The sequence below is a fragment of the Novosphingobium sp. BAM6 genome (assembly GCF_057784955.1).
Window position 1 is genome coordinate 1,578,671 of the sequence record NZ_JBYNTR010000001.1, and the last position, 16,619, is coordinate 1,595,289.

General features: G+C 66.2%; 18 protein-coding genes. 7 read left to right on the forward strand and 11 right to left on the reverse strand.

Annotated features, from left to right (window positions below):
- Positions 1-30 precede the first annotated feature (30 nt).
- From leuC to AC3EC3_RS07380, 7 genes are all read left to right on the forward strand, one after another.
- Positions 31-1,467 carry a 3-isopropylmalate dehydratase large subunit gene (gene leuC, locus AC3EC3_RS07350; RefSeq protein WP_488488939.1) on the forward strand — a complete coding sequence of 479 codons (1,437 nt, stop codon included), beginning with the start codon at positions 31-33 and terminating at the stop codon, positions 1,465-1,467.
- Between the two features lie 5 nt (positions 1,468-1,472).
- Entirely contained in the window at positions 1,473-1,658 is a 186-nt protein-coding gene (locus tag AC3EC3_RS07355; RefSeq protein WP_488488940.1) for a hypothetical protein, read from the forward strand.
- 11 nt (positions 1,659-1,669) lie between these two features.
- Positions 1,670-2,272 carry a 3-isopropylmalate dehydratase small subunit gene (gene leuD, locus AC3EC3_RS07360; protein WP_488488941.1) on the forward strand — a complete coding sequence of 201 codons (603 nt, stop codon included), beginning with the start codon at positions 1,670-1,672 and terminating at the stop codon, positions 2,270-2,272.
- A 170-nt stretch (positions 2,273-2,442) separates the two neighbouring features.
- On the forward strand, positions 2,443-2,769 hold the full coding sequence (locus AC3EC3_RS07365; protein ID WP_488489227.1) for a DUF1476 domain-containing protein: 327 nt from the start codon (positions 2,443-2,445) through the stop codon (positions 2,767-2,769).
- A gap of 52 nt (positions 2,770-2,821) precedes the next feature.
- Positions 2,822-3,055 carry a BolA/IbaG family iron-sulfur metabolism protein gene (locus tag AC3EC3_RS07370; RefSeq protein ID WP_488488942.1) on the forward strand — a complete coding sequence of 78 codons (234 nt, stop codon included), beginning with the start codon at positions 2,822-2,824 and terminating at the stop codon, positions 3,053-3,055.
- 35 nt (positions 3,056-3,090) lie between these two features.
- Positions 3,091-3,420 (forward strand): Grx4 family monothiol glutaredoxin, encoded by a 330-nt coding sequence (gene grxD / locus AC3EC3_RS07375; protein ID WP_260924071.1) that lies wholly within the window; start codon positions 3,091-3,093, stop codon positions 3,418-3,420.
- A 362-nt stretch (positions 3,421-3,782) separates the two neighbouring features.
- Complete coding sequence (locus AC3EC3_RS07380) at positions 3,783-4,589, forward strand: NUDIX hydrolase (protein WP_488488943.1); 807 nt, start codon at positions 3,783-3,785, stop codon at positions 4,587-4,589.
- An 18-nt stretch (positions 4,590-4,607) separates the two neighbouring features.
- On the opposite strand, the gene AC3EC3_RS07385 is transcribed toward AC3EC3_RS07380, so the two are convergent.
- From AC3EC3_RS07385 to AC3EC3_RS07435, 11 genes are all read right to left on the reverse strand, one after another.
- Positions 4,608-4,928 (reverse strand): PilZ domain-containing protein, encoded by a 321-nt coding sequence (locus tag AC3EC3_RS07385; RefSeq protein WP_488488944.1) that lies wholly within the window; start codon positions 4,926-4,928, stop codon positions 4,608-4,610.
- 66 nt (positions 4,929-4,994) lie between these two features.
- The gene (locus AC3EC3_RS07390; RefSeq protein WP_488489228.1) at positions 4,995-6,290 is read right to left on the reverse strand and encodes a sugar MFS transporter; all 1,296 of its coding nucleotides are present in this window, start codon (positions 6,288-6,290) and stop codon (positions 4,995-4,997) included.
- Positions 6,291-6,422: 132 nt separating this feature from the next.
- Positions 6,423-7,454 carry a DUF481 domain-containing protein gene (locus AC3EC3_RS07395; RefSeq protein ID WP_488488945.1) on the reverse strand — a complete coding sequence of 344 codons (1,032 nt, stop codon included), beginning with the start codon at positions 7,452-7,454 and terminating at the stop codon, positions 6,423-6,425.
- A 269-nt stretch (positions 7,455-7,723) separates the two neighbouring features.
- Positions 7,724-9,313: an OpgD/OpgG family glucan biosynthesis protein gene (locus tag AC3EC3_RS07400; RefSeq protein WP_488488946.1), complete on the reverse strand. Its 1,590-nt coding sequence runs from the start codon at positions 9,311-9,313 to the stop codon at positions 7,724-7,726.
- 316 nt (positions 9,314-9,629) lie between these two features.
- Positions 9,630-11,183, reverse strand: a complete 1,554-nt coding sequence (locus tag AC3EC3_RS07405) for an efflux transporter outer membrane subunit (protein ID WP_488488947.1) — start codon at positions 11,181-11,183, stop codon at positions 9,630-9,632.
- A 3-nt stretch (positions 11,184-11,186) separates the two neighbouring features.
- Positions 11,187-12,167: an efflux RND transporter periplasmic adaptor subunit gene (locus AC3EC3_RS07410; protein ID WP_488488948.1), complete on the reverse strand. Its 981-nt coding sequence runs from the start codon at positions 12,165-12,167 to the stop codon at positions 11,187-11,189.
- On the reverse strand, positions 12,164-12,379 hold the full coding sequence (locus AC3EC3_RS07415; protein ID WP_260924092.1) for a DUF1656 domain-containing protein: 216 nt from the start codon (positions 12,377-12,379) through the stop codon (positions 12,164-12,166). Before AC3EC3_RS07415 ends, AC3EC3_RS07410 begins: the two co-directional genes overlap by 4 nt.
- Positions 12,376-14,496 (reverse strand): FUSC family protein, encoded by a 2,121-nt coding sequence (locus AC3EC3_RS07420; RefSeq protein WP_488488949.1) that lies wholly within the window; start codon positions 14,494-14,496, stop codon positions 12,376-12,378. Before AC3EC3_RS07420 ends, AC3EC3_RS07415 begins: the two co-directional genes overlap by 4 nt.
- 13 nt (positions 14,497-14,509) lie before the next feature.
- Positions 14,510-14,962, reverse strand: coding sequence for a MarR family winged helix-turn-helix transcriptional regulator (locus tag AC3EC3_RS07425; protein WP_488488950.1), 453 nt, complete (start codon positions 14,960-14,962; stop codon positions 14,510-14,512).
- 218 nt (positions 14,963-15,180) lie between these two features.
- Positions 15,181-15,603, reverse strand: a complete 423-nt coding sequence (locus AC3EC3_RS07430; RefSeq protein ID WP_488488951.1) for a hypothetical protein — start codon at positions 15,601-15,603, stop codon at positions 15,181-15,183.
- A 14-nt stretch (positions 15,604-15,617) separates the two neighbouring features.
- On the reverse strand, positions 15,618-16,565 hold the full coding sequence (locus tag AC3EC3_RS07435; RefSeq protein ID WP_488488952.1) for a helix-turn-helix domain-containing protein: 948 nt from the start codon (positions 16,563-16,565) through the stop codon (positions 15,618-15,620).
- Positions 16,566-16,619: the final 54 nt, after the last annotated feature.

Consider the following 16,619-nt stretch of genomic DNA (forward strand, 5'->3'; position numbering starts at 1 on the left):
GGGACCGGCGCGCCTAATCGCCCTTTCACCATGACTGACACCGCACCCCGCACGCTGTACCAGAAGATCTGGGACGCCCACGTCGTCGACAGACGCGACGACGGCACCTGCCTCATCTACATCGACCGTCACCTCGTTCACGAGGTCACGAGCCCGCAGGCCTTTGAAAGCCTTCGCAGCTCCGGTCGCAAGGTACGCCGTCCCGACCTTACGCTCGCGGTGCCCGATCACAACCTTCCCACCACCGCGCGCCGCGATGCCAATGGCAACCGCGTGCCCATCGCCGACTCGCAGAGCGCCCAGCAGCTGGCCGCGCTGGAAAAGAACGCGCCCGAATTCGGCATTCGCTACATCGGCGATGCCGACGCCGAACAGGGCATCGTCCATGTCGTCGGCCCCGAGCAGGGCTTCTCGCTGCCCGGCGCAACGATCGTGTGCGGTGACAGCCACACCGCCTGCCACGGCGGCCTCGGCGCGCTGGCCTTCGGCATCGGCACCAGCGAGGTCGAGCATGTGCTCGCGACGCAGACGCTGCTGCTCAAGCAGAGCAAGACCATGGAAGTGCGCGTCGAGGGCAAGCTCGGCGCCGGGATCACCTCCAAGGACGTGATCCTGCACATCATCGGCGAGATCGGCACGGCCGGCGGCACCGGCCATGTCATCGAGTTCTGCGGCAACGTCTTCGAGGAGATGACCGTCGAAGGCCGTCTGACCGTGTGCAACATGGCCATCGAGGGCGGCGCCCGCGCCGGTCTGATCGCGCCGGACGAGACGACCTTCGCCTACGTCAAGGGTCGCCCCTATGCCCCTGTGGGCGAGGACTGGGACAAGGCCGTCGCGTGGTGGAAGAGCCTCGCGACCGACGCAGGCGCGAGCTTCGACAAGTCCGTCCATATCCGCGCCGAGGACATCCAGCCCACCGTCACCTGGGGCACCAGCCCCGAGGACACCGCCCCCATCGGCGCTCTCGTTCCGGGGCCGGAAGCCTTCGGCGATGCCTCGAAGCGCGACGCGGTCGGCCACAGCCTCGACTACATGGGCCTGACGCCGGGCACGAAGCTGACCGACATCGAGATCCAGAACGTCTTCATCGGCTCGTGCACCAACAGCCGCATCGAGGATATCCGCGCGGCCTGCGAAGTGCTCAAGGGCCGTCACAAGGCGGATAACGTGAAGTGGGCGATCGTCGTCCCCGGATCGGGTCTGGTGAAGGCGCAGGCCGAAGCCGAGGGCCTCGACAGGATCATCGTCGAGGCGGGCCTCGAATGGCGCGAGCCGGGATGCTCGGCATGCCTTGCGATGAACCCGGACAAGGTTCCGGCAGGCGAGCGCTGCGCCTCGACCAGCAACCGCAATTTCACCGGACGTCAGGGGCCGGGTGCGCGCACCCACCTGATGAGCCCGGCGATGGCCGCCGCCGCTGCCGTCACCGGCCACCTGACCGACGTTCGCGAGCTGATGGGATGACCAAGATGTCCGAAGATACCGAAAACAACCTCGCCGGTCGCGCCGCTGTGGCTGCCGGTGCCGCCATCGGCTCGGCCGCGATTTCTGCCGCGCTGCTGTTCGTGAAGCGTCGCCGCGAAAAGGCGCGCGATGCCCGCTCGCTGCCCTCGCCGACGAGTACCGCGCCGCACTTCCCGGCCGAGACGGACTGAGGCACGCAGCGATGAAAGCCATCAACCACGTCGCCGGCAAGGCGATCCCGTTCGGGCGCAAGAACGTCGACACCGATGTCGTCATTCCCGCGCACTGGCTCAAGACGATCACCCGCGAAGGCCTCGGCAAGGGCGCGTTCGAGGCGGTGAAGAAGGAACCGGGCAACGTCTTCACCGACCCGGCCTACGAAGGCGCACCGATCCTGATCGCGGGCGACAACTTCGGCTGCGGTTCGAGCCGCGAACATGCGGCATGGGCGCTGCTCGACATGGGCGTGACCTGCGTGATCGCGCCCAGCTTCTCGGACATCTTCTCGGGCAATGCCTTCAAGAACGGCATCCTCACCGTGGCCCTGCCGCAGGAAGCCATCGACCGCCTGATGGAAGTCGCCGTGGAGCAGCCGGTGGATGTCGATCTGGAAAGCCAGACCGTCACCACGCCCTTTCAGGACCGCTTCACCTTCGAGATCGATCCCTTCCGCAAGCACTGCCTGCTGAACGGCCTCGACGAAGTGGGCCTGACGCTGGCGCAGGACGCCGCCATCGCCGGGCATGAGGCCAAGGCCAGCATCGACCTGCCCTTCCTCGCGAAGGCACCTGTCAGCGCGGCCTGATCCGGATCGCGGGGGAGCGGCCCAACCCTCCCCCCACCTCCCCTGACCCGGCCCGCTTACGGCCCGGCACCTCGAAAGCCTCTTGCCGGAAACGCCCTCCCGGCCCTATGTCGGCGCGAGAAAACCCGCGCACGCCCCAGCTCGCGCAAAACGGCGGCACACAGGACACCATGGACACTGCGAACGACTCTTCGTCGGCACACGGCGGCTTCGAACCGCGCATCGGCCGCGAATCCGAAATGGCGATCCGCATTCAGGCGCGGCGCAACCGCCTGCTGGCCGAATGGGCCGCAGAGCGTATGCAGCTCTCGCAGGCCGAGACCGACGCCTATGCCAAGGCCGTGGTCCAGACCGACTTCGAGGAATCGGGCGACGAGGACGTCGTGCGCAAGCTGCTGGGCGATCTGATCGCCGCAGGCGTAGACGCCAGCGAAGCCGAAGTGCGCGAGGCGCTGGAGGCCAAGCAGGTCGACGCCCGCCGCGCCTTTCTAGGGTAAGCTGCGCGGACTTGCGCACTCCCCTTTCCAGAGAATTTCAGGAGACAATCCCATGGCCATGCCAGCCCACGAAATCGAAGCCCTGATCCTGACCGCGCTGCCCGATGCGCAGGTCACGATCACCGACCTTGCCGGAGACGGCGACCACTATTCCGCGCATGTCGTCTCGGCATCGTTCGCGGGCAAGCCGCGCGTCGCGCAGCACAAGCTGGTCTATGAGGCGCTGGGCGGCCGTATGGGCGGCGTGCTCCATGCCTTGCAACTGACCACCGCAGTTCCCAACTGATCTCCCAGAACGCTTCTCCCAAGGATTTTTCCGCAATGTCCGACGTCAACACCCGCATCGGCGACATCGTCAACAGCAACGACATCGTCCTGTTCATGAAGGGCACGCCCCTGTTCCCGCAGTGCGGCTTCTCCAGCCGCGCGATCGCCATCCTCGATCACCTCGGCGCGACGTACGAGAGCGTGGACGTGCTGCAGGACATGGAAATCCGCCAGGGCATCAAGGCCTACTCCGACTGGCCGACCATCCCGCAGCTCTACGTGAAGGGCGAATTCGTCGGCGGCAGCGACATCATGATGGAGATGTACGAGGCGGGCGAACTGCATCAGCTGTTCATCGACGCAGGGCTCGCCACCAAGGCCTGACAAGGCTGGCTGGGACAAAAACCCCGGCCCGCGAACAGTCTTGCGATCCTGAAGCGCCCGCACGGAAATACCGTCGCGGGCGTTTTCGCATCCAGGCTCAACGATTTGGGGAGTGTCGCGGGGAGGCGGGACCCGGAGACCAATCCGGCCCCGCCTCAACCACTTTGGGTACACCGCTTCTATAGCACGATGCGTGCCAGATTCGGATATAGCGCTGAATTCCGCCGATCCCGCGTTAAAGGCAATTCATCTCTCTTAGCGATTTGTAAAAACGCCCGACACTTGCGTCGGAAGACGTGACGGTCGGAACGCACGATCATCCCCACTTGCGCCTGGCCGCCAAGAGCGCGAGGAGGACCACCATGGAGAGTTCCCCCAGCCACGGTCCAATGCGCCCCGGCCCGATGCAGATGGACGGCGCCGCCTTCGTGCCCACAGCCACGGTCGTGGTCATGCGGCGCGGGAGACACGACCCGGCCCCCGAGCTTCTGATGGTGCAACGCTCGCGCGCGCTGGACTTTGCCGGCGGTGCCGCAGTGTTCCCCGGCGGGCGGGTCGATCCGGGCGATCATGCGCTGGCCGCCATGCTCTCCCCCGGCGAGGAACCCGAACTGGCCGCTGCGCGCATCGCCGCGATCCGCGAAACGCTGGAAGAGACCGGCCTCATGCTTGCGGTACGCGAGCCGGTCAGTGCAGTGCAGGCCGCGCGCGCCCGCGCGCTGCTGGCAGAGGGTATGCCCTTTGCGGAGGTACTCGCCGCCATGCACTGGACACCAGTGCCCGAGCGTCTCGACCTGTTTGCCCACTGGACCCAGCTGGAGGACCGCTTCTTCGACACCCGGTTCTTCGCGATCGATATCGGCAGCGGCGCCTGCGAGGTCAGCGCCGACGAAACCGAGAACACCCGCCTGTTCTGGGCCAGCGCCGCGCAGACGCTGGCGATGGTCGGGCAGCGAGAAGTGGACGTGATCTTCCCCACCCGCTGCAATCTGGAACGGCTGGCGCGGCTGGGCACGCTGGAAGCCATCCGGGATGACGTGGCCGCCCACCCGGTCCGGCGCATCCACACCCGCGTCGAGATGCGCGAGGGGGACGAGGTGATCGCGATTTCGGAAGGGCTCGGTTATCGTTTCACTTCGCAACGGCTCAGCGAAACACGGCGCCGGTAAAATCAGTGACGGTAAGGATCAGCGCCGGTCGGTGAGGACATCCACGCCATGACGGGCGGCCAGTTCCTCGACCAGCATCGGGCGCACCGGCTGGTCGAACTCCACTCCGGCCATCTCGCCGCGCGACCAGCGCACGATACCGCTCTGGCCATCGAGCCCTTCGGGCAGGACCACCACGCGGCCACCGACACGGAAGAACCCCGAAGGCGTGCGCACGCAGCAGCCTTCGAGCGAGATATCGAAAAGCTCGCCCTCCTCGACCTGCCCGTCGAGCGTCCGACAGTGGGCAGCAAGGCGCACCGGGTGGCGGTGCGAGGATCTGGGAACCTGTTGGGTCATGGGCAGATCCTCGCGCAAAGTGTTTGATATTTACCTAAGCCGGCTCACGGCCCGGCCCGTAGAAGGTCAGGCCGAAGCTACCAGCGGTCGGCGGGCGAACCACCCATACGCGCCGATCAGGGCATAGCACAGGGCAGGCAGAGCCATCGCCAGCGCCAGACTATGGGTGATATCAGCAAGATGCCCGGTCAGCGGCGGGATCACCGCACCGCCCACGATCATCACGCAGATAACGCCCGAACCGTCGGCCGCGCGCTTGCCCAGGCCTTCGCTGGCAAGGCTGAAAATCGTCGGGAACATGATCGAGTTGAACAGGCCGATCGACAGATAGCTCCACGCGGCAACGTGGCCGCCGGTGTGGGTCGAGACCAGCAGCAGGACGATGGCAACCACTGCGTTGAAGGCCAGTATCTTGCCCGGATTGACCACACGCAGCAGCGCCGAACCGATCAGGCGCCCGATCAGCGCCCCGCCCCAGTAGAACGGGATCAGCTTGCCTGCCGCGCTCTCGCCCAGCCCCAGCACGCGCCCTTCCATCATGTAGTTGACGATCAGCGAGCCGATGGCGACTTCGGCACCGACATAGAGGAAGATGCAGGCCGCGCCGAACCCGAAGCGCGGGCGCGCCAGCAGGCCGAAGCTGGCCAGCACCGACCCGCCCTCGTGCCGCTCGCCTTTCAGGCGGTTGCGGTTGAACCACACGACCAGCGCGATCACCAGCAGCGCGGCGGCAAGGCCAAGGTAGGAGTGCTCGATCGCAGCGGTTTCAGCGACGCGATAGGCGGTCAGCGCCTCGCCCGTCAGCTTGCCCGCGTCCACCCTGGCAAGGCTGCCCAGCATCACGATGGTGCCGACGTACGGGAAGATCGTCGTGCCGATCGAATTGAACGCCTGCGCGAAGGTCAGGCGCGAACTGGCGGTCTGCGGATGTCCCAGCAGCGAGATCAGCGGATTGGCGACCACCTGGACGATCGTCACGCCCGCGCCCAGCACCAGCATGGCGGCCAGGAACACCGGGAACGTCGCGCTCGACGAGGCGGGAATGAACATCAGGCAGCCTGCCATCATCGTCAGCAGGCCGATGGCCGCACCGCGCATGTAGCCGACCTTCTTGACGATCATCGCGCCGGGGATGCCGACGATGGCATAGGCCACGAAGAACGCCGTCTGCACGCTCAGCGCCTCGGCGTAGTTGAGCGTGAACAGTTCCTTCAGCTTCGGGATCAACACATCGTTGAGCGAGGTGATACCGCCGAAGATGAAGAACAGCGCCATCACGAACCAGCGCAGGCTGGGCGCATCGACGTGTCCGCCGGGCACTTCCTCACCGCTGTCAGGCGCAGCGCCGCCCGACCCCATCATCGCTGCCATCACCATCCCCTTCTCGATCTTATACGGCTTCGTGCATCTCTATGCACCGGCCTGCCTCCTTGCGGGCAAATCCCGAGAAGGGCAAGCACCGAAGATGGCTCGGCCGCGATCCGCGCGGACAGATCAGAAGCTGTAGATCAACGAGGCCCTGGCGATGCGGTCGGTCGTCTTGGCGCCGTCCGACGGATTGCTTTCGTAGTTGATGTTGTACGAAAGCTTGCTCTTGAGCGGGCCGAACAGCGTCGATTCCACAGAGGTTTCCGACGCCACCGTGGTCGCCCCGGCTTCGAGGTAGATCGCCAGCGCTTCCTTCAGGGTCAGCGTCTTGGCCGGCATCCACGCGATATTCGCGCTGCCGCGTGCGGCAAGGCGCGTGGTCATGTCGTCCTCGTAATAGACAGTATGACGGATAGCCGGACCGATGCTGAGATCGATGGTCAGATCCTTGCGGTTCACGGCCTTGATACCGGCACCGGCCGAGACCGTATAACGCTGGCGATAGCCCAGGCTTAGGTCGTGCTCGAACTGGCTCAGGCCATAGATGTAGTTGTTGGCATCGATATTGTAGCGCGGCTGATAGGCCGCCAACGCGCGCTCGGTATCGGTCACGCCGCTGGTCCGGCTGTAGGTGCCCGACATCGTGATGACGTGCTCCCAGTTGATGCCGGTCCGCTTGAGCGAGACATTGGTGTAGATGCCCACCTGGCTGGTATTGCCCGACGTGACGTTGCCGCCCAGTTCCACCGAGCCCGTCCACAATTCGAAGAGACCTGCGGCGCGGATCTTGGCCTTGCGCGCGGCTTCCTTCTCCGCCGTGCTGGCATCGAGCGCGGCGTGATAGCGCTTGCCGATGGCATCGATATCGTCCTTGTAATCGGGCGAGATCTTCTTGGCGAACTTGACCATGGCATCCACGGTATTCGCGTCATTGGCATCGACTGCAGCCGCCAGCATCGCGCGGATGTTCGCCGGAAGCTCGGGCGCGGGCGGTGTCAGGATGACCAGCTGCGGCACCGGATCGGGCAGCAACATGCGGATCGGAGGCGGCGGCGGGGGAGGCGGAAGCGGCACCAGCGCGTCGGGAGCCCCGACCGGCGATTGCACAGGCTCGGGCACCGGCTGCACCACCGGCTGGCTCACGAGCGAAGGCGCCACCGCAGACTTCGTCGCCGCGTGTGCCGCCTGCGGCAACGCGATGGCCGGGAACAGCGCGACAACGCACGCGAGAACGGGTCCGCTCGGGGGCAGCGGGCGCGGGACGCTACGGATCGCAACTTCTCCTGGACTTGATGCGGGGGCTGATTCCGAACCCTTCGTATAACGAGCGGTGCGTATGACGCAATCCGCGCCGCGTCACTCATCGCTGCACTGCGGCGAGCCGAGTGTGCGGCGCGGCGCGATTCCAGCGCCGCCCCGGAAGAAGATCAGACTTTCAGCGCCTTGATCACCGTTTCGGTGAGCGCGCCCTGCCCGCGCTTCAGGAACAGGCGCAGGTCCGTCGGACCGGCGGCATCGAGCTTGATGTCCAGCGCCGCGCGCCACAGGCCGTTGCCGCGATAGACCGGATAGACGTTGCTCGACAGCAGTTGCCCCTTGTCGAGATTCGTCACCACCTCGACGCCCGAGGAGCCCGTCAGCCCGGTCAGCGAAGGCCCCGCGAAGTCGAACACGAACTTCTGGGCGCCGGGAATCGCCGGGCTGTCTGCGACACCGGCCTTGCCCACCCGGATATCGACGCAACGCGCGGCATCGTCCGCACTGGGGTCTTTCGAGGTCCAGGTCAGGCGATAGGCGACAGCGATATGATCGCCCTTGCGCACCGGTTTGTCGGGCGTCCAGAACGCGGCCATATTGTCCTGGTTCTCGTTGTTCGTCGGCATCTCGTAGAGCCGCACCGTGCCCGCGCCCCAGTCTCCCTTCGGCTCCACCCACAGGTTCGGACGGCGGTCGAAGAAGCCGCCATCATCCTGATAGTGATCGAAGTTCTGGTCACGCTGGAGCAGGCCGAACGCCTTGGGGCTGTTCGCCTGAAACGTGAAGATGCGCGCCGAAGGCGGGTTTTCCAGCGGGCGCCAGATATGCTCGCCATCGCCCGGCCAGATGGCGATCCCGTCCGAATCGTGGACTTCCGGGCGCCAGTCGGTGCGGTTGAGGGTCGACTGGTCGTACCAGAACATGCTGGAGGCAGGCGCAAGGCCCAACTGCTTCACGTCCTGCCGGAAGAACAGCTGCGCCTGCACGTCCTGCACCGCGCCGTTCGGATCGACGTTGCGCGTGTCGAAGGCAAAGGCACCGCAGACATACGGACTGTCGAGCAGCGCATGGATCATGAAGCGATCGGGGGTGATCTCCTCGATCCAGAACTTGGTGAAGTTGGGAAAGTCCTCGCCCGTCGGCAGGCCGGTGTCGATGGCGAGACCGCGCGCGGAAATCCCGAACTGGTCGCGCGAGCCGGAAGTGCGGAAGTACGAGGCGCCCATGAACGAGAGCCAGTCGGCATGACCGTCCGAGGCCATGACGCGGAAACCGGCGACATCGGCCTTGGTCCCGCCCACGAACAGGTCCGAGGTATCCACTACCGGGCGCGCCTGCCCGTTCTGCACGACGTTCAGCTCCACCGCATAGGGCGCGACCGCGGTGCTGGTGGGGAACAGGCGGATCACGCGGGCGATCGATCCGGCGGTGCCGTAGGTCAGCCGTGCCAGCGTATCGAAGTCCTTGGCCGCCGTGGGCGAGACCGGCGGCTGCACATAAGGCTTTGCCGCCATGGACCGGGCCATCTTGACGAGGCCCTCCCAGCTGAACGCCACCGGTTTGCCGAGGTAGGCAGGCACGGCAGGCGCCGCCGCAGAGGACGTGGTGGCGGCGCGCGCGGTCGCGGGCAGCAGCCCCGCACCGATCAGCGCGCCGATCAGGCCGGTCATGTCGCGACGCGACAGGCTAACATCGTCGCGACGCGACAGGCTAATATCAGCCACAGCATCAGGCGAAGCGCCGCTTGCAGCGTCGGTCATCGTAACATTCGGCTCGGCATTGGGCATTCGACGGATGGGCACAGGCAGGCGTCCTCGCTGGCTTGTTGTCAGTCCTTACGAGCCCTACCGACATCCTTTCCGCAAAACTTTCGCATAGGAACGGCCTCGCGCCCAAGCCGTTCCCTGTCGCTTTGTAGCCCTTTGTCGCAAGGCCCGGATCGGCCCCTGCGCTAGGCTATCGTTGGCGCCCTCTTCGGGATCGCACGGCGACTTGGCCATGGCGCAAGGGCAGCAACGGGACGGACAGGGCCTTATCCGCGATGGACCGCCCGTATGATGGACAGGGCTTTAAGCACTATGGCTGGGAAGGCGCATCGGCCTCGTCCGCAGCACCGCTCTTCTTGCCCGCAGCCTTCCCGGCGGCCTTGTCCGCAGCCGCTTTCGCGGCGGCAGCGCGTTTGGCGATGTCCTCGTCGGTGCTCGGCACGTTCTGCCAGCCGCCACCCAGTTCCATGAACACCGCGATCTGGCGGTCGACCAGCTTGGCCTGCGCTGCCGCATAGCTCAGCTGCACGTTGACGTGGTTGCCCTGCGCGGACAGGACCGAGAGGAAGTCAGACCGGCCAAAGCGCATCAGCTTGGCCGACTGCTGCGAAGACAACGCCGCGCTGGCCGCCGCACGCCGCAAGGCATCGGCGGTCTTTTCCGCCTGCACATAGCTGTCGAGCGAATCCTCGACCCCGCGAAGAGCCGAAAGCACGGTGGAATCGAACTTGGCGATATCGGCATCGACCTGCGCATTCGCCGCGTCGATCTTGGCCTTCACGATCGGACGGTTCGGGAAGTTCCAGCTGAGCAGCGGCCCCAGCCCGAAGGCATAATTGGTGCTGGAAAACATCTCGGGATACTGGCCACCCGCCAGCAGCCCGCCACCGATGGAAACGGTGGGATAGAGGTCCGCCATGGCCACGCCGATCCGCGCGGTGTCACCGGCGATCATGCGCTCGGCCTGCCGGATATCGGCGCGGCGACGGATCATCGCCGCGCCGTCGCCAACGGGCAACGGCTGCGAGAGCGTAGGCAGCGTATCGCAGGTCTCGACGTCCTTGGGGTACTCCGCAGGCGGCTTGCCCAGCAGCGTTGCCAGCAGGAACAGCGCGCCCTGTCGCTGCGAGACGAAGCCCGGCAGGTTGGCCTCGGTGGTCTCGACAGCCGTGCGCGCACGGGTAACGTCGAACGCGGTGGCCCGTCCGCCCTTCTGCAGGCGGATCGTCGCATTCAGCGTCGACTGCTGGTTGGCGATGACGCGCTGCATCACCTTGTACTGGTAATTGGCGGAGCAGGCATCGGCATAGGCCTTGGTCGTCGCCGCCGCGACGGCGATCCGCACGGCATCGCGCGCGGCCTCCACCGCATCGCGATCGGCAAGACTGCCCTCGATCGCGCGCTTGATCTTGCCGTTGAGATCGAGCGGATAGGAGAACTGCATACCCAGCGTATACGTGGTAATGCCCTGCTCTTCCGCGCCCAGCGAGAGCAGCGAGTAGTTGCGTTCGCGCGAAGTCGCCGCGACCGCATCGGTCTTGATGTCGCGCGTGCCCATCGTGCCGCGCACCATCGCATCGGCCTTGCGCAGATTCGCATCGGCCGCACGCAGATCGGCATTGGCGGCAAGCGCCTGCTGCACCAGCTCGTCGATGCGGGGATTGTTGTACAGCTCCCACCAGTGGTCGGGCAGCGACTCCTCGCTGAAGCCCGGCCCCTCGGCAGACAGGAACGGCGCCTTGGCGGCATCCATGTTGGCCACCGAGTGTTCGGGCGGGTGATAGTCCGGCCCGGCGACGCAGCCTGCAAGGGCTACCGCCAGACCCGATGCGGCCAGCAGGCCGCGAGTGCGCGCACGGGACATGGCTTACTGCGCCCCCGTGGCGGCAGGTGCCGGGGCCGGAGCGGGCGCCGGTGCGGGCGTCTGCATCGGTGCGGGCTGCGGGGATGCGGGCTTCGCCGCCACCGGCCTGGCCTGCACCGGGTGCTGGACGATCGTCACGGTCGCGGTACGCCCTGCGATCAGCGCCACGCCCTGCGGTACTTTGGTCAGGTGGATACGCACCGGGATGCGCTGGGCCAGACGGACCCAGGTGAAAGTCGCCTCGACACTGGGCAACAGGTTGCCCGAATCCGAACGCGTGGTGTCGTTGATGCCTGCCGCGATGCTGTCCACCCGACCTTCCAGCTCGCGCTGCTCGCCCATCAGGTGGATGCGCACCGGCGCGCCGACATGGATCAGCGGCAGCTTGGTTTCCTCGAAGTAGCCTTCGATTCGCACTGAATCCTCGTCGGTCAGCGCCATCGCCTGCTTGCCCGGCGCCAGATAGTCACCCGGATGCAGGTCGAGGTTGGTGACGATGCCGTTGACCGAGGCGACGACATGCGTGCGCGACAGGTTCAGCTTCGCCTCGTCCACCGCGCTCTGCGCCTTTGCCACTGCCGCCTCGGCGGTCTGCACGGCAGCCACGTTCTCCTCGTGCGTTTCCGCCGCGACCAGATCGCCCAGCGCAATGTCGCGCTGCGAGGTGCGGCGGGCCAGCGCCAGCGTGGCGCGGGCACTGGCAAGGCCCGCCTGGGCCTCGTCCAGCGCCAGCGTGTAGCGGGGCTTGTCGATCACGAACAGCAGGTCGCCCTTGTGGACCTGCTGGTTGTCGCGCACCTCGACCTCGGTGACGAGACCGCCGACGTCGGGCGTCACCCGCACCACGTCCACGCGCACCCGGCCGTCGCGCGTCCAGGGATCCTGCTCGTAATGGCGCCACAGCCAGATGGCGACGATGACCGCGATAACGACGATGACAATGGTGGCGGCACTGCGGCCGATGGCGGCAAGCACGGGTTTCATACAAAGGTGCCCATAATGGAGGAAAGCCAGGCGAACAGGCCAAGGAGCAGGATGAACAGGCAAAGGTCCACCAGCGCGCGATAGGCGAAGAACCGGTAGAGCCCGAGCATGTTGACGAGCGGCGTCAGCAACAGCGTCACGGCTGCCGCCAGCACGCCCAGCAGCAGCAGCGTCGGGATGAAGACGCCAAACAGGGAAATCTCGCCGATCATGCGGGGCTCCGGTTGCCCTCGCCGGTCAGCGACGGGGGGATCGGGGTGAACGGGGTTACGGGACCGCCAGACGGCGGTAGCGCGGGACCGCGCAGGGGCGCAGCCTCGGGAAACAGGTTGCGGCGCAGGCTGAGCAGGCCCAGCACCCCGGCGCGGCGCACCATCGGGCGGGGATGTGCCAGCACGGCATCGGTGGCGGCGTCGATATCGTGCAGCAGCTCGTCGCGCGGCGGCGTGGGATCGGCGGGATCGAGACGGCGATAGTACGTGCCGACATCGCCCAGCACCCGCGTCAGCGGCGCCGCTTCCTCGGACCCGATGGCAAGGCGCAGCTGGCGCAGCTCACCGATCGCCACACCGGTCCGCAGATCGCGCAAGGCATCGTAGAGCGCATTGCCGCCAAGGCCGCTGGCGACCAGCCGCGGCGAAAGCAGCGCAATGCGATCGAGCATCGTGTTGATCCAGCCGCGCACGTTGGGCGGCCCCATCAGGTTCGCGCGATCGCCGATCTCGCGCCAGCCGATGCGGATGGTCTTGCGCACGGCATCCTCCGCCCCTGCGGACTGGAGCAGGCGCACCATGACGATGGCAAAGGCAATGCCCACCAGTTCGGACAGGTTGCCGTTCACGAAGGCCGGGAAATTGCTGACGTACTTCTGCGAGATCAGCAGCGGGCTGGCCACGCCCAGCATCGTCGGCAGTGCGATACCCATCCAGCGCGGCGAATGCATCAGCGAGCCCAGCACCAGCATCGGCGGCGCGAACACGGCGATGAACTCGGGCCAGTTGGTGACGCGCGGCAGGATCGCATAGCCCATGATGCCCCCCACGACCGTCGCGATCAGTGTGCCGAAGAAGAACGCCTTGAGCGGCGCGATCGGATTGGGCGCTGCGGCGAACAGCGCCAGGAACACCGCCGCCAGCATCACGCCGGTCGATCCGTCCTGCCAGCCGCTGCCGATCCACAGCGCCATGCCGACCGCCATCGTCAGAAACGCGCCGATGGCGCCGCGCAGCGCGCCGGAATAGTCACGATGCACCTCGCGCCCGCGCCGTCCTTCGAGCAGTTCGGCGACGCGCAGCGAGACCGGGCGGCGGCCGGGCGTCGCCATCTGCTCGGCCAGCGCCCGCGCATCGCGGTGCGCGGCGATCAGATCGGCAAGGCGCGAGGTCAGCGACAGCAGCATCATCGCCCGCCAGTCGCTATCCGCCGTCAGCGCAGGCTCCAGCGCATGACAGCGCTCGATCAGCTGGAGCGCCTCGGCCTCGCGCTCCTCCCGCGGCATCGCAATGCGCGAGATCCAGTCGCGCGTATCGGCCAGCAGGGCGCACACGTCGTCCGGCAGACCGCCTGCCTCGCGCAGGCCCGCGATCCGATCCGCGACGGCGGCGCCCAGCGGCATCAGCAGCGAGAGCTGGTCCTGCAAGGCCCGCACCGTCCGGACGCGCGGCGCGATGCGGTTGGTCTCGAACGGCAGATGGACCGACAGCTGATGCAGTTCGGTCACGTCCTGCGCAAGGCGACGGCGCTCGGCGATATAGGAGGGATCCGGCTCCATCTGCAGCAGGTCGAGCGACCAGCGCTCGGCATCGGCAAGGATGCCGTCCACCCGCCCGAGCAAAAACCCGGCGACCGAGCGCGGCATCACCAGCGCATGGACGAAACTGCCGCACACGATGCCAAGGGTAATCTCCTGCACGCGCAGCACGGCATAGGTAAAGATGTCCTGCGGCGCGTCGAGCACCGGGAAGGCGACGATCGCAGTGGTATAGCCCGCCAGCACGAACATGTACGAGCGCGGCGTGCGGTCCATCATCGAGACGAACACGCAAAGGGCCAGCCAGCCTGCCATCGCCAGCGTCAGCAGGACCGGAGTGTTGACGAGGTTGGGGACCAGCAGCACCGCCATGCAACCGCCGGTAAACGTGCCGATACAGCGGAACAGCGCCTTGGAAACCACCGTTCCCGCCAGCGGCTGGGCGACGATATAGGCGGTCAGGAACGACCAGAACGGCCGGTCGAGCCCGATCGTCAGGGCGATATAGACGGCCAGCATCGCCGCCGCGAAAGACTTCAGCGAAAAGATCGCGGCATCGATGCCGTACCTGCTGGTCACGCCCGCCGCCCCCTCAGACCTGCTCGCGACGTTCGGAAATGCGCGCGCTGAACTGGTCGAACACCGCGATCATGCCCTTGAGCGCCTCGCTCGGCAATCCCTCCAGCAGCTCCGCGCGCAACCGGGCAAGACGGGCATCGAGACGCTGCGCGAGTTCGAGCCCTTGAGCCGTCAGGCTGAGCTGGCGCGCGCGGCCATCGTGCTCGTCGGCCACGCGCTCGACCAGCCCTGCGGCTTCCAGATGCTTGACGGTGCGGGCGATCGAAGCCTCGGTGACGCCGGTGATCCGCGCCAGATCGCCCTGCCGCATCCCCGGCTCCCCGCTTTCGAGATAGACAAGCGCGCGCCCTTCCGATTCGGACACGCCCAGCGATTCCAGCTCGACATTGGCCAGGAGCTGCCAGGCCCGCCCGATGGGGGCAATGCGCATCGTCAGGGCGCGTTCGAGTCTGCGGCGGTCGGTCACGGGGCGGTTACTTAGAACGCTAACTAATTATACTCAAGTCCCGTGCTCGACAAATTTTCACGCGGGCGAAATGTCGGGTTGAAGGGCGCAAAGCGGCGATGTCACGGGCACCGCCGCACGGGCAAATGCGAAATCAGCAGATCCGCAGCCGGACAGCAGGCCCAATTGGCCTTGAAACATGTTCAGTTTGTCGTCTGCTATGGGGGGAGAGCGGACGTTCACTTCGTGTAGAATGCATCAATGATGTGTTGCTCGGTCAGCCCCTGTTCCCTCGCCCAGAGCATAAGGTACTCGGCTAGATGCCCATCTATGGTTTCATCGGGCCTTGCGAGGCAAATGGAAAGTCGTAGGCCGCTTTGCTGATTGACGGGCAGAGCATCTATCATAGCCCAAATTTCGCGCTGAAGCTCCGCTCCTTGGAGGCTTTGCTCGCCCCGGTCGAAAGTGCTCAAGGTTCGCTGCTGGACCTCCGTGTCCAATCTCATGTGGAGGTGAAGGGCGCGGATTACCTGATGAGTTGTCGGCCGCAGCACGCCTCCGTCAATCTCCTCAATGATCGTTTCTGCGTTCGCTATGGCATCAGTCATGATCCAAGGATAAGCCCAAAGCGGAACAGCCACAAAGGGGGCGAAACCCGCCATCCCAAGAAGCCCCCTCATGGCACCGCGTCGATTTCCGCCTTGGCGCCGGGGGCATCGCTGCCGAACTGCTGGCGGCGGCGGAAGGCGCTGGGGGTCTGGCCGGTGCCGCGCACGAAGAAGCGCGAGAAATAGGGCAGGTCGGTGAAGCCCAGCCACTCGGCGATCTCGCTTACGCTCATGCCGGTATAGGCCAGGCAGCGCCGGGCCTCGGCCAGAATGCGGTCGTGGACGTGCGAGATCGGCGAGGCGCCGGTCACTTCCTTGCAGGCAAGGCGCAGCTGCGAAGCGCTCACTCCCAGCATCGCGGCGACGTCCACCAGCGAGGGTTGCTCGCGATAGCGCGCTTCCACCACTTCGCGGAACCGATCGACCAGCGCGTGGCGCGATCCCAGCGCGGGCGCGGTATCCTCGCCCCCCTGCGCCTCGCCGCGGTCGCGCATGAGCATCAGCAGCACCGATTGCAGATGCAGTTCGGCGGCGATCTGCGAGCCCTCGCGGCGCTGGTCGAGCTCGCCACCCAGCCGCGCCAGTTCCGCCTCGATCCGCGCCGCGCTGCCCTCGCCCAGCCCGAACACGGCCGGAGTTCCGGCAATCCGCCGCAAGGTGGGCGCGCGCACCAGCAGGCTTTCGAGATAGCTGTTCTCGATGGTCATCACCCACCCGCGCGAACCCTCGAAATAGCGGTAGCCGTGGATGCGATAGGGCGGGATGACGATGGCCGACGGTGCCTCGAACGGGATCATCTCGCCTTCCAGCGTGAACTCGCCGCCGCCTTCGACGCACAGCGCGATCTGGGTGAAGCGCGGATGCGTGTGCGGCGCGATCACCCAGCCACGCTCGCGCCCGCGCCGCTCCAGCCGCTCGACGTTGAGGAACCAGTCGCCACGCGCACCGGCCTCGCCATACAGCACATAGCGCGGCACTGTGGCCGCACTGACACTGCCAACCGGAGAACCTGTCAAATTTGGCGAAAAGTCCAAACTATTTTGAGAATCCGACATGGACGTTCTGTACCC